Below are 12831 nucleotides of genomic sequence, written 5' to 3' on the forward strand. Positions count from 1 at the left end.
AAGGAAACAATATTTAATAACCTTATTACCAAAATGGTCAATAGTGATGTTGTATATCAATCGAAATTGATAAGTAACTAACTACTGACCTCTATAATTTTTAATCGATTTTAGTTTTTTTTTGAATTATTTTAGCCAATTCAGAGAAAGTGTTCCGTTATTTATGTTAGAAATAATTCAAATAATCGCCCTTATTCAGGGCTTGTTTCTTTTAAGTGTTCTGTTCGTTAAACAAGAAAGTTACAAGCGGGTAAATTTCTTCCTGCTTCTAGGGTCAATTATTGCATTGCTTTTGAACATTGTCGGAGATGATGATTTTAACCTGCTTTTTTCTAATGCTAATTGGTATTTTTTCCAATCTCCATTAATCATTACACTGTTCTTTTTACTTATAAAGTATCACAATTCTAAACAAAATAAATTTCAACTTAGAGATCTTCTTTATTTTATTCCGTATTTGTTTTTTATTACGCTTCAAATCGTAGAAGACGTTAATAGCTTAGTTAATAACATATGGTTAATAATAGGAGAAATTCTGATAGGCGTAACGCTATTAGTTTATTTAGGTTTTACCATCTATGATATCATTAAAAACAAAAAGGAAAGATGGATGCTGTTATTTATAATGCCTTATGCTTTATTGAACTTAATAGACGAAATTTCATTTATTATAACAAAAAGTCATGATTATTTCTCCTTCATAGAAACCTATGGAATTATTGGATTATCAGCAATACTTCTCTACATTATTTTATTTAAGCTTGTTGTATCACCAAAATCTATACTACCAAAGGCTGATACAAAGGCTTATAAAACTTCAAGTCTTAGTAAATCCAAAGCAGAGGTATATAAAAGGGAGTTTTTAAGGCTCATGGATAAAGAGAAGCTTTATACTAATAGCAATATAACGGTTAACCAAGTAGCTCAAAAGATGGGTATTCCAAGACAGTACTTATCTGAAGTCTTGAATGTGTACTTAAAATCCAATTTTCAGGACTACATGAACAAGTACAGGGCTGAAGAATTTGTAGAATGTCTCAAGGATGACAAGTTCAAGAATTATTCTATTATGGGCATTGCCAACGAAGTTGGTTTCAAATCCAAATCCTCTTTCAACACTACCTTTAAAAAAATATACGGGGTTACCCCCAGTGAGTTTAAAAAGGCATTACCTTCAGTAGTTTAGGCATTACCTTTTCTCTTTATTCTTCATAGAAGAATTACGTTCCAAATCCGCTTTCAGAATACCTCTTAGTAATTAAAGAAGCCTCCACTTTCTGATGAATATCGGATTATTTCCTTAAATACAATTGCCAAATATTGATATTATGGCAGTATTTCTGACGGCTATTTGGAATTGATAGCCTCAAATAGTATTGCCCAATCTGCAGCGGGTTTTTGGATTACCATGACTTTTCAGCTCAAACTTAAACAGACAAATCCTCACGACTCTAAAAACGAAAAAAAAGCCACAAATTCTACAGTTGGCGGCTTTTTAAGTGCGAGAAGCGCATTTAGAACCTTTGAAACTACACAATCAATAGAGTTTAAAAACCTAATAATCAGGACGTTAAAATCATTCTGATAACAAACAGGTACTGAAAGCGGATTTGAAACCTACTTCATTTTAATCTCTATGGAGGTAAGTCTAATTTTACCCCGGTTGAATGAAAACCTTAATCTCAAATTTCTAGTAATTATGACAAAAAAAAAGCAATTAAAACCCTTTAGGTCAAGAAAAAGGCAGGCCTTATTTGTGGTGATGATGTTGTGTCCAGTATTCTTTTTTGCACAAACAAAATATACAATTAGTGGTGTAGTGAAGGATGTGGCCAACGGTGAAACACTCTTGGGGACAACTGTCCTTTTAAAAGGTACTTCCATTGGAAGCACGACCAACGAATATGGTTTTTATTCTATCACAGCGCCTGAAGGTAATTATACCTTAACCATTTCCTATTTAGGATTTACAACTTTTGAAAGGGCTATAAACCTTAGCTCTGATCAAAACCTCAACATTGAGATCAAAGAGGATGCCGCTCAATTAGATGAAGTAGTCATCACAGCTGAAGAATCAAAGAAAGTTGACCTTCGCACACCACAAATGAGTGTGGCAAAACTCTCAACTAAGGATATCAAAAAGATGCCTGTTGTTTTGGGTGAGGTAGATGTGATCAAGTCCATTCAATTGCTGCCAGGTGTTACCAACGCCGGTGAAGGTGCATCGGGCTTCAATGTGCGCGGTGGTGCAGAAGACCAAAACCTAATTCTTTTGGATGAAGCAATTATTTACAACGCCTCCCATTTGTTTGGTTTCTTCTCAGTATTTAATGTTGATGCCATTAAGGATGTTAAACTTTATAAAGGAGGCATTCCCGCACGTTTTGGAGGGCGAGCTTCTTCGGTACTGGATATACGTCAAAAAGACGGAAATAGTAAAGAATTTGAACTCACTGGCGGTATTGGTGCTATTTCCAGTCGTTTGGCAGCGGAAGGGCCAATGTTTAAAGACAAAGGTTCGTTTCTAGTGGCTGGTAGAGCTTCTTATGTAAATATATTTTTAGCTCTGGCTGACGAAAACAGCAGAGCTGGATTTTACGATTTGAATCTGAAAACAAATTATGAAATTGATGGGAAGAATAAACTATATCTATCTGGTTATTTAGGCAATGATAACTTTAACCTAGGAGGACTTTTCACTAATTCATACGGAAACCTTTCTGGAAACCTGCGATGGAATCATATTTTTAATAACAAGTTATTCTCCAATGTATCTTTAATATACAGTCGATATAATTACAACCTGGAAATTCCTATTGAAGGACTTGATTGGACCTCAGATATCAGCAATTATAATATGCGCTATGACTTGGGGTATTATGCAAGCGATAAATTAAAATTTGATTTTGGAGTAAATAGTATTTATTACAACTTTAATCCAGGGAGACTCAATCCTTTAGATGCAACTTCGGGTGTTAATCCAGAGAAATTAGACAACAAATTTGCTTTAGAAGCTGGAATATATGCAAGTTTGGAACATAAAATTTCTGATAAGCTCACCGCTCAATATGGCTTGCGCTTTAGTTACTTTAATCGACTAGGAGAGCAAACCTTGAACAATTACGCCAATAATTTACCCGTAGTTTACAACGAAGAATTAGGCATTTATGAGCGTGCCGACCCTATTTCCAGTACCAATTACGGTAAGGAAAAAAGCATAGCTACCTTCAATAATTTAGAACCTCGGTTTGCACTTTCATATCAGCTTAACGAGAAGTCTTCCTTTAAGGCAAGTTATAACCGAATGGCCCAATACCTGCATTTAATTTCCAACACCACATCAGCCACGCCATTAGATGTTTGGGCACCTAGCGGAAAATTTATTGAACCACAAATTGCAGACCAATATGCTGTAGGCTACTTCAGAAATTTCAAGGAAAATATGTTTTCTATTGAAGCCGAAACCTATTACAAAACTATCGACAATAGGGTAGATTATATCAATGGCGCAGAACTTATAGCACAAAACACCATAGAAACCGAAATTTTAACTGGTGAAGCCCGTGCATATGGATTAGAATTTTTATTGCGAAAAAACAAAGGCGATTTTACAGGTTGGCTGTCATATACGTGGTCAAAATCGCAACAGCGCACACCCGGCGGAGCAGCAGGCGGATTAGGTATTAACGACGGGAAATGGTATAACTCTAACTGGGACAGAACCCACGACTTTTCGTTTACTGGAAGTTACAAACTCAACGAAAAATGGCGATTTGGGGCTAATATGGTATTCCAAACAGGACGACCTGTTACCTATCCTGACGGACAGTTTATATACAACGGATTATCCGTAGCGACTTATTCTGAAAGGAATGCAGACCGATTGCCGGCCTACCACAGACTAGACCTTTCTGCAACCTTAACACCTCGAAAAAATAAAAATAGAAAATGGCAAGGCGAATGGGTATTTGGCATATACAACGCTTATAACCGAAAAAATGCAGCCTCTATTTCTTTTGGTCAAAATCAAGAGACAGGCGTAACTGAAGCCACTCGTACTGCCATATTTGGTATTGTTCCTTCAGTAACATACAACTTTAAATTTTAAAACAATGAAAAATATAAATATATATAACAAATTAGGGGTACTCCTTATAATAATAGGATTATTAAACTCGTGTACCGATGTCATAGATGTTAATGTCCCAAACGGTGGCGCACGATTGGTGGTTGATGCGTCTATTAACTGGCAAAAAGGTACTTTGGGAGAAACACAAACCATTCATCTAAGAGAATCGACCGCTTTTTTTGATAACAATCCAGATGTCCCTGTTACGGGTGCTTCAGTAACAGTAACCAAAGAAAACGACGGGTCACTATTTGTGTTTGCCGACCAGAATAATGGTAGTTACACAGCAACCGATTTTGTTCCGGAATTAAACGCATCGTACACTTTGGAAATTCTTTACAACGGCAACTCCTACACAGCAACCGAAACCTTAATTGCAGCACCTATTATTAATCGAATTGAGCAAAGCATTGAAGGTTCTGGTGATGACACAGAAATTCAGCTTCAAGTATTTTTTGACGACCCCGGAGATGTTGGAAATTATTATTTAGGCGAATTTACTCCGTCTAATTTACCACTGCCGTCCCTTGCAGTTATTAGCGATGAATTTACAGATGGCAATGAAAATTTTATTGAGAACGATAATGAAAACTATGTTGCTGGAGCAACTGTAGGTATTAATGTGTATGGTATTTCACAACGATATTATGACTATTTGAACATATTGATCCAACAATCTGGAAGTGATGAAGCCGGGCCTTTTCCAACTACCCCGGTACAGTTAAAGGGAAACTGTACCAATGTCAATGATTCCAACGAGGAAGTATTGGGCTTTTTTAGGCTAAGTGAATTTGATACGACATCATATACGATTGATTAGCAGTAGGATAAAAAGGTGGTTTTAAGGGACACAAATGCGTATTTGGAACTATTGATGATTGAATGAACAAAATTTATTTACACCAATAAATTTTGAATACGCACCCCGAACCACCTCTATTTTTCCATCCATTTCCCGCAGATAGAAAATGCGTGGGAATCCGATGAACTCTTAGAAAGCTCAACACAAAAATTTTATAAATGAACCCGAAAAAATTCATCAATGCTATAACGAGGAAAGCATTTAGGCATCTTACCGGTAGTTTTAAAAACAAGATAGGTAAAACGGTCAGTACTAATGATGCTATCGAAAGGATCCTAATTTGCAGACCGAATCATAGATTAGGAAACTTACTGTTGCTTTCACCTTTGGTCCAGAAGTTGGAATCCACATTCCCGAATAGCGAGATCGATCTGCTGGTAAACCAATCCTGTGCAATCCAACTATATCAAAATTATGATAACGTTGACCAAGTTATTGAACTTCCGCGGAATCCCTTCAAAAATCCCATAAAGTACATAAGAACATTTGTAGGGTTTAGAAGCAAGAAATATGATCTGGCCATAAATGCCGTGATGGAATCTTGTTCTGGAAGATTATTTACTAGCATTTCCAATGCAAGCTTCAAGTTTGTAGGTGATAGGGGTACGGATAAAAAAGAAAGACATATTGCTAAGCAAGTGATCTATTCCTTGAGGGAGTTTTTGCCCACTATAGGGGTTAAGGCAAATGATGCGATGCCGGCCAGCTTGGACTTGAGACTTGCGAATGATGAACTGATACATGGCGGCAGTTTGGTATATGACATCGTCCAAAACGCACAACCGACCATTTGCTTATACACACATACTACTGATACCAAATCCTATACAGAAACATGGTGGCTTAATCTATATGAACATCTACAGAAAGCATTTCCAGAGGTAAACATTATTGAAGTACTTCCAAAAGAAAATATCTCTAAGATTGGTTTCAGAGCCCCTGCTTTGTATTCCAACGATGTAAGGGAATTGGCGGCCATGATTGCAAATACAGATGTTTTCATTGGAGCCGATAGCGGAGTAATGCATCTGGCCAGCTCGTCCCTTACCCCTACCATTGGTTTATTCTCAGTTACGGATACAGAAAAATACAAGCCTTACAACGAGGGTAGTGTCGCCGTAAACATCAATGAGGTAGAAATCGATGCATTGATAGTATTTGTTAAAAATACGCTATATCCAAATCTAAACACTTCAGCTTGAGACGTATGGGTAACATCAAAATTTTACAGGGAAGTATGTACGGTTCTAGAGCTCTGGTTGCGCTTTTATTTTTGAGTTCGTCAGTAACGTATGGGCAGGTGGAGCCGCTGACTTCACCTCAAAAGACCCATAAGATTGCAGGAGATGTTTTGCTTGGTGCAATGCCAGCTTTGGCTTTGGGTTCTACATTCATTTGGAAAGATGGTCAAAAAGGAACTTATCAATTTTCCAAAGCCCTAGCTGGCACTATTGCATTAACGTATGGTTTAAAACTAGTCATAAACAAAGAGCGGCCGAATGGTGAAAACAACAATAGTTTTCCATCTGGTCATACTTCTGTTGCATTTGCTAGTGCTGCATTTGTGCAGAAAAGATACGGTTGGGAATATGGCATTCCTGCCTACCTCTTGGCAGGATATGTTGGATATACAAGGATTGAAGCAAACAAGCACGATGGCGTGGATGTGCTAGCGGGTGCTGCGATAGGTGTTGGGATGAGTTATTTGTTCACCCAAAAGTATGATGGGGAAAAGAAGCTAGTAATTTCTTCAGGCTTTATTGAAAACACCCCTACAATAGGTTTAACCTACAAATTTTAATGTCTATTGGGAAAGATTACTTAAAAAACAAAGGATATGGAGAAAAATTTTGAGTCGGTCATACTGATTACGGCATACCATGAGGAAAAGAACAACACACAAAATATCATAAATAATGATTAGGACAATAACACTCTTGCTTTTTTTAACCACATCATTGATGTACAGCAATGCTAAAATTATAGTAACAGGAAAAATACTGCAAAAGGAAACCAATACGCCATTAGAGTACGCCACTGTTTCCTTTACAGAAACAGGACAGCCAAACCCAAAATACGGGGGAATCACAGACGAAAATGGGAACTTCTCGATTGAAGTGGAGAAAGGAACGTACACAATAAAAATTGAGTTTATGGGCTTCAAACCATTTTCTCTGGATAATAAAAGGATTGAGGAGGATCTGGATTTGGGGATACTCTATCTTTCGGAAGATACGCAATCGCTAAGTGAAGTTATTATAAAGGGCGAGAAAGGTCTATTTGAAAACAAACTTGACAAAAAGATCTATAACATTGGTCAAGACTTGACAGCGCAAAGCACAAATGTACTTCAAGCTTTAAATAATGTGCCTTCAGTTTCGGTTTCAGTAGATGGTGCTATTACCCTTAGAGGTAATAGCAATGTACGTATTTTGGTAAATGGCAAACCATCTGGATTAGTGGGCATTAGTGACGCCCAAGGGTTAGAACGCCTATCTTCCAATGCTGTGGAGAGTATCGAAATTATAACCAACCCATCCGCACGGTATGATGCCGAAGGTGCTTCAGGGATTATCAATATCATTCTTAAAAAAGGAAGGAATCTAGGGTTTAACGGTTCGGTTCAGGCAGTTATGGGAGTACCCGAAACCTTCGGTATTGGAGGTAACTTAAACTACCGGACAAATAAATTCAACGTTTTTGCAAACGTCAATTTCGAAGATTCAAAACGCCCAGGTAACGAATCAGCAAACACGACATTTTTAGACGAAACCACAGGCACAGCAACAGGATTTTTAACCCAAAGTCAGGACATCACCCGTGGCGGATCGGAATATACATTAGCTCTAGGGGTCGATTACTATTTTAACGAAAAACACACACTCACTTTTATGGGCTTATATGCCAATGAAGATAATGACAACAACGGGCTTTCCACTTTTAACACCTTTGATGTTGATAGAACTTTGATAAGTACAAGATTACGTGACGAGAGGGAATTGGAAGAAGATGCCAGTGACGAGTACACACTGACTTATAAATCCATTTTTGATGAAGATGAAGAACATTTGTTGATTGTTGAAGCCAAGTATGACAGCAATACAGAAATAGAATCGGCAATCTTTAACGATACCTATAGCTTTGGAAATTTTGAGGATGCCCAAGACCGCACCGCAACCGAAGAACGCCAACGCAATTTATTGATACAAGCGGATTATGTGTTTCCGTTTTCTGAAACCGGTAGTTTTGAAACAGGCTACCGCAGTACCATGCGTACCATAAAATTCAATTCAATAGTTGAAAATTTTAATACCAGCACCAGTATATGGGAACTTGACACCAACTTAAGCAATCGAATGGATTATGGCGAAGATATTTACGCCGCGTATTCGCAATACGCCAATACCTTTGATAAGTTTACTATACTTGCCGGTCTGCGCTTGGAAATTACCAATATCGATGTTACGCAATTTACGGCCGATGTAAGCTTTGGTAAAAACTACAGCAACCTGTTTCCTTCATTCCATCTGGGCTATCAACTTACTGAAACCAGTGGACTCAAAACGAGCTATGGCCGACGTATAAGTCGCCCTAGCTTTCGTGAATTAAATCCATTTTCAGGCTATTCCAACGATTTGAGCCTTCTTTCAGGAAACCCGGATTTAGACCCTGTTTTTACAAATTCTTTTGAGTTAGGGTATGCTAAAAACTGGGATCAAGTATCGTTGGAAACCATAGGGTATTATCAATATTCCGAAGATATTGTTCAACTCATAACTACCAATTCAGGTATGGTAAATGAAGAAAACATCCCCATATTGATTACCAGACCATTAAATGTAGGTACGGAAAACAGATATGGTATTGAAGTATCATCCATTTACAGCCCAGCAAATTGGTTACGGGTCAATGGTACTTTAAACTGGTATCGTTTTGAGCAAAACGCCAGCTTTGACAATACTATTCCAGATTCCAATGACAACAGTGACCTTATTACGCAGAGGCAATCACTAAATACCACTTCATCCAGTTGGTTTGCGCGATTATCGCCAAAGATTACCTTGCCCGAGGATATCGATTTGCAAATAGGCATTCAATATGATGCTCCCTTTAAAGAAGCCAACACCACAAGACGCGATATTTTTGTGGCAAATGTATCGGTAAATAAAGAATTATTTAATGGCAGAGGAGCAATAAACCTTAATGTTTCCGATCTATTCAACTCAAGAGTTAGTCGCCGAGAAGCCTATAATACAAGTTTCCTCTCTAAATCTGAATACCAATACTTTGAGCGTCAAATCAACCTTACGTTTACCTATAGATTTAAAAATACCATAGAACATCGTGATGATGGTGATGATGGCGACGATGAAGATTATGACGAATCTTAGCTGATTAAAAAGTGAATGGACAAATGACAAAAAAAGATAAAATAATAGTAACGGGAGCTACTGGTCATTATGGGTATGCCGTTATTGAATCATTGATCAAAAATGGGGTGAATGAAAGTTTGATTTATGCAATGGCCAAGGATAATACTAAGGTAGAGAAATTAAAGTCTTTGAATGTAAATATTGTATTCGGAGATTATAACAACTACAGTTCAATGTTGAAGGCCTTTTCTGGTATTGACAAACTACTTTTTGTTTCAAGTGACGAACTGGAAAACCGTAGTGAGCAGCATATTAAAGTTGTGAATGCGGCTGTAGAATCTGGAATTAAGGATATTCTTTACACAAGCCAGGAGCATAAAGAAGTTAATTTTTCCCTTATTGAGTTTATACTAAGTTCCCATTTAGCAACAGAAAATGCCATTAAAGCAAGTGGTATGAGTTATACCATATTGCGAAATGGGTTATATATGGACATATTGCCTTCATTTTTGGGTGAGAACATTTTTAAAAATGGTATTTACCTGCCAGCCGGTAATGGGAAAATAGGATTTGCACTACGAAGTGAAATGGCGGAAACGGCAGCCAAGGTTTTAATCTCAACGGGGCATAAAAATAAGACGTATAGTGTATCCGGAGATAGTTATTCGTTTTCAGAAATTGCAGAGTATATTTCTCAAATCACAGGTAAAAACATCACCTATTTAAGCCCTAGTTTAGATGCATTTTTTAATACTGTAATTGACCAAGGAATGTCTAAAAGATGTGCTAAAATGATTGGTGGGTTCTCCGCAGCTACAAGACAGGGGGAATTGGAAAGTGACGGTTTACAAATGGAAAAACTATTGGGTCGAAAGCCCCTATCTGTGAAACAATATCTGGAGGAAACTTTTATTTGGAATTTTTTGAGCAGTGTTGGGTAAAGAACAAATCCAAGCAAGAACACACCTTACTTTCTAAGATTATGGTTATACAAATTAAATCTCACAGAAAATATAATTCTTAAAAAATAGCAATGAGCTGGAAAAGTATGTCTTTAAAACCGATATAGGTTCGGTATTTCAAATGTTTTAGATCTACTACGTAAAATGTATGTATGAAAATTACCCTTTGATTGGTTAATAGCAACTAATCAAGTCACTGCCTGGTCTATCCTTTATTGGATTGACAGGTTGGTAATAAAGTTACTACTTTAAATAAAACTAAAATGAATAAAACAATAATTGTGCTTTTTCTATTATTATCCGTTTTAAAGGTTAACGGACAAAACACTTCAATGGACTCAATAAATATAAAGGTTCAAGAGCAAAACGTTTCAATTGACTCGACAAAAAACAGGAAAAATATTAAATACAAATCACTCATAATTCCAACTGCTTTAATCGGATATGGAGTTGTTGGTCTTACAAGCTCTACTTTAAAAGATATTAATACCAGTGCAAAAAATGATTTTAGAGGGTATGATGATAGGAAATTAAACATCGACGATTTTTCTCAGTACAGTCCGTTTTTATCTGTATATGCATTAAATGCGATGGGCATACAAGGAAAAAATAATTTTAAAGATCGAACCATCGTTTTGGCAACGGCATATATTATTATGGGTGGCTCTGTAAACATCCTAAAAAAAACCACAAATGTTACCAGACCAGATGGCTCCTCCACAAACTCGTTTCCTTCGGGGCATACGGCTACGGCTTTTATGGGTGCCGAATTTTTATATCAAGAATATAAAGATGTATCGGTTTGGTATGGCATTACCGGTTATGTGGTCGCTGCTGGCACCGGTCTTTTTAGAATATACAACGAAAAGCATTGGCTTACCGATGTTGCCACAGGTGCGGGGATCGGAATTTTAAGCACCAAAATTGCTTATTGGATTCATCCATTAATTAAGAAAACAATTTTCAAAGACAAGGAAAAAACAACTGGAATTGTTATGCCTTTTTATAATGGAAGAGAATATGGATTGGGATTATCATTGAAATTCTGATGTGTTTATGTTAAAAAATAGCGTCAAATTAGTTCATTTCGTATTAATAGCAAGAAGAGTTTATTTTTGACCAAAACAAATAAAATAAGCTCATTTACAATGACTTATGTGTTTTGTTAATTTTCTTTAAAGTCATTGAATATCAGGTGAAATCAACATTTGTTGTACCTATTGTTGTACCTGAAAATACGGGGAATTTCGTATCTTTAAGGTGAATTTTTTGGGGCTACTCAAATGTTGTACCTGATTTGACTTTCGTAGGAAAAGCAGGTCAACTATGTCAGCAAGCGCAAAAATAGTCTTACGGAAAAACCCCAACGCTGTTGGACAATACCCCCTTGCCATTAGAATTACCCTAAACAGACGTTCCAGCTATAAACTTATCGGGCATTATATTGACATGTAAGATTGGGATGATATAAACAAGGAAGTCAAAAAATCCCATCCTAATTCAGAAAACATAAATACTCTTCTGACATCGAAGTTAACAGAAGCCAAAAAAGGACTTATTAATCTCCAAACTAATGACAAAGTGTATTCCGCTCATCAAATAAAAAAAGAGATTTACAAACCAACTTCCAGTCTCTCCTTCTTTGACTATGCAAAAGAACACTTAGAAGCTTTACAAGCCGAAAAAACAGGGCTGAATCAGCAAGAAATAAAAGCCCTCGAAACCATTGAGAATCTCTCCTCTGTAGAGAGGCACTCTTTAAACATTTGGTTGTATAGCTTTTATTTCGCCGGTATGCGGATTTCAGATGTACTATTTACCCGATGGTCACAAATATATGATGGCCGGTTGCATTATAGAATGGGTAAAAACAAGAAATTACTCTCTCTAAAAATCCCTAGCAAAGCAGCCAAAATTTTAGAGGAATATGTGGCGGTTCGATTCCACGATGATGATTTCATATTCCCCGAGATGAGAAAAGCAAACTTGTCCGATGCCAAGGATGTGTATAACAAAATCAAAACAGCTGCCAGAAAGATCAATGGTAATTTAAAACAAATCGCCTTAAAAGCAGGTATCCGAAAAAAAATCACAATGCATATTGCCAGACATTCGTTTGGGAATATTGCGGGAGACGCTATACATCCATTAATGTTGCAGAAGCTCTATCGACACAGTGATCTAAAGACTACTCTGAATTATCAGGCCAATTTTATACACAAAGAAGCCGATACAGCTCTCGATAGCGTTATCAATTTTTAATTCATACATCGTACAAACTTTCAACTTTACGTTTGATTTGTTTTGCCACGAAGATTAGACTTCTACATTTCTATTATACTTCATAATGTTTCTTTTCTTTCATTCCAATTCTACTCTTTGTCATCAATTCCAACCAAACATTTTCAAATTTTGCCAATTGTTAGCAATGCATCCCAAACCATTGGCAAAGGTAGCCACACGCCAACCGCATTTGCAAGGCCGAGCCCTTCGGGATGCCGAACA

The 12831-nt window shown here is 36.9% G+C and carries 9 protein-coding genes and 1 pseudogene; all 10 read left to right on the forward strand.

Translation table 11 applies throughout. The features are described from left to right. Nucleotides 1–163 precede the first annotated feature (163 nt). The 10 genes and pseudogenes from OOZ15_RS19185 (at nt 164) to OOZ15_RS19225 (ending at nt 12588) form a co-directional block, all read left to right on the forward strand. Complete coding sequence (locus OOZ15_RS19185) at nt 164–1186, forward strand: helix-turn-helix domain-containing protein (protein WP_265958065.1); 1023 nt, start codon at nt 164–166, stop codon at nt 1184–1186. 513 nt (nt 1187–1699) lie between these two features. Then, nucleotides 1700–4108: a TonB-dependent receptor gene (locus tag OOZ15_RS19190; protein WP_323053954.1), complete on the forward strand. Its 2409-nt coding sequence runs from the start codon at nt 1700–1702 to the stop codon at nt 4106–4108. Between the two features lie 4 nt (nt 4109–4112). After that, nucleotides 4113–4949: a DUF4249 domain-containing protein gene (locus OOZ15_RS19195; RefSeq protein WP_265958066.1), complete on the forward strand. Its 837-nt coding sequence runs from the start codon at nt 4113–4115 to the stop codon at nt 4947–4949. Between the two features lie 200 nt (nt 4950–5149). After that, a complete protein-coding gene (locus OOZ15_RS19200) occupies nt 5150–6193 on the forward strand; it encodes a glycosyltransferase family 9 protein (RefSeq protein WP_265958067.1) in 1044 nt (347 codons plus the stop codon). 5 nt (nt 6194–6198) lie between these two features. After that, on the forward strand, nt 6199–6792 hold the full coding sequence (locus OOZ15_RS19205; protein WP_265958068.1) for a phosphatase PAP2 family protein: 594 nt from the start codon (nt 6199–6201) through the stop codon (nt 6790–6792). A gap of 115 nt (nt 6793–6907) precedes the next feature. Further along, nucleotides 6908–9382: a TonB-dependent receptor domain-containing protein gene (locus tag OOZ15_RS19210; protein WP_265958069.1), complete on the forward strand. Its 2475-nt coding sequence runs from the start codon at nt 6908–6910 to the stop codon at nt 9380–9382. Nucleotides 9383–9405: 23 nt separating this feature from the next. Then, nucleotides 9406–10305, forward strand: a complete 900-nt coding sequence (locus OOZ15_RS19215; RefSeq protein ID WP_265958070.1) for an SDR family oxidoreductase — start codon at nt 9406–9408, stop codon at nt 10303–10305. A 284-nt stretch (nt 10306–10589) separates the two neighbouring features. Next, nucleotides 10590–11375: a phosphatase PAP2 family protein gene (locus tag OOZ15_RS19220; RefSeq protein WP_265958071.1), complete on the forward strand. Its 786-nt coding sequence runs from the start codon at nt 10590–10592 to the stop codon at nt 11373–11375. A gap of 277 nt (nt 11376–11652) precedes the next feature. Next, a pseudogene (locus OOZ15_RS20195) lies at nt 11653–11919 on the forward strand (Arm DNA-binding domain-containing protein); the annotation flags it as partial. Continuing rightward, nucleotides 11908–12588, forward strand: coding sequence for a tyrosine-type recombinase/integrase (locus tag OOZ15_RS19225; RefSeq protein WP_323053955.1), 681 nt, complete (start codon nt 11908–11910; stop codon nt 12586–12588). The pseudogene OOZ15_RS20195 and the gene OOZ15_RS19225, both read left to right, overlap by 12 nt. The last annotated feature ends 243 nt before the right edge of the window (nt 12589–12831 follow it).

This window comes from Galbibacter kalidii (assembly GCF_026241135.1).
Classification (GTDB): domain Bacteria; phylum Bacteroidota; class Bacteroidia; order Flavobacteriales; family Flavobacteriaceae; genus Galbibacter.

Bases quoted from the DNA above. Each gene is read 5' to 3' on its own strand.
- OOZ15_RS19200 (WP_265958067.1), top strand. From the start codon at position 5,150: ATGAACCCGAAAAAATTCATCAATGCTATAACGAGGAAAGCATTTAGG.
- OOZ15_RS19195 (WP_265958066.1), top strand. From the start codon at position 4,113: ATGAAAAATATAAATATATATAACAAATTAGGGGTACTCCTTATAATA.
- OOZ15_RS19210 (WP_265958069.1), top strand. From the start codon at position 6,908: ATGATTAGGACAATAACACTCTTGCTTTTTTTAACCACATCATTGATG.
- OOZ15_RS19215 (WP_265958070.1), top strand. From the start codon at position 9,406: ATGACAAAAAAAGATAAAATAATAGTAACGGGAGCTACTGGTCATTAT.
- OOZ15_RS19220 (WP_265958071.1), top strand. From the start codon at position 10,590: ATGAATAAAACAATAATTGTGCTTTTTCTATTATTATCCGTTTTAAAG.
- OOZ15_RS19185 (WP_265958065.1), top strand. From the start codon at position 164: ATGTTAGAAATAATTCAAATAATCGCCCTTATTCAGGGCTTGTTTCTT.
- OOZ15_RS19205 (WP_265958068.1), top strand. From the start codon at position 6,199: ATGGGTAACATCAAAATTTTACAGGGAAGTATGTACGGTTCTAGAGCT.
- OOZ15_RS19190 (WP_323053954.1), top strand. From the start codon at position 1,700: ATGACAAAAAAAAAGCAATTAAAACCCTTTAGGTCAAGAAAAAGGCAG.